This window comes from Bartonella sp. MR30HLJHH (genome assembly GCF_042194195.1).
Taxonomy (GTDB): domain Bacteria; phylum Pseudomonadota; class Alphaproteobacteria; order Rhizobiales; family Rhizobiaceae; genus Bartonella; species Bartonella grahamii.
In genome coordinates this window covers 1-580 of the sequence record NZ_JBHIMO010000109.1, presented here as the reverse complement: position 1 = coordinate 580, position 580 = coordinate 1, and the positions used below count along the sequence as shown (strand labels likewise).

The following is a 580-nucleotide window of genomic DNA, read 5'->3' as shown; positions in this document are numbered from 1 at the left end:
CTCTACCGTATTAAAGCATTAAAAGATTTTGCTGATATCAAAGCAGGTACCTTAGGCGGCTTTATTGAAAAGGAAGAGAACCTCTCTCATGATGGCAATTGCTGGGTGTATGATGATGCTCTTGTGTTTAAAAATGGTCACGTTTATGAACATGCAAGAGTTTTTGGCAAGGCTGTCACTTGTGGTCATATCTATGGTCATGCGTGGGTTTATGACAATGCTAGGGTTTATGAAAACGCTCGTATAGCAAATAACGTGCATGTTTTTGAAAATGCTCATATTCATGGCATTGCTGTTATTCGTGAAAATGTCGGCGGATCTACTAAAATAAAAACCTATACTGAACGTCTCTCTCCTTATGGTGAATTAGAGATTGTCTGGGTCTAATTAATAAAGCAGCGGCGGGCGCGGCGGGGGCGCCTCTCTTTCAAATTTTCCCATTCCAAATTTTAGCAAATGTTTATCACATTAGATTGTGAGGGTCTTCTATGTGCAAAAAATATGAATTAACCAGTGAAATCAAAAAAATCAAACATGCTCTTACTCGAAATATTATAAACCTTTATCGCATTAAAGCTTT

At 37.9% G+C, this 580-nt stretch carries 1 protein-coding gene; it reads left to right on the top strand.

Annotation, left to right across the window (positions count from 1 at the left end):
• The coding region (locus ACFIKR_RS09600) for a hypothetical protein (protein WP_375659674.1) at window positions 1-387 on the top strand (387 nt) is incomplete at its 5' end.
• Between the last annotated feature and the right edge of the window lie 193 nt (window positions 388-580).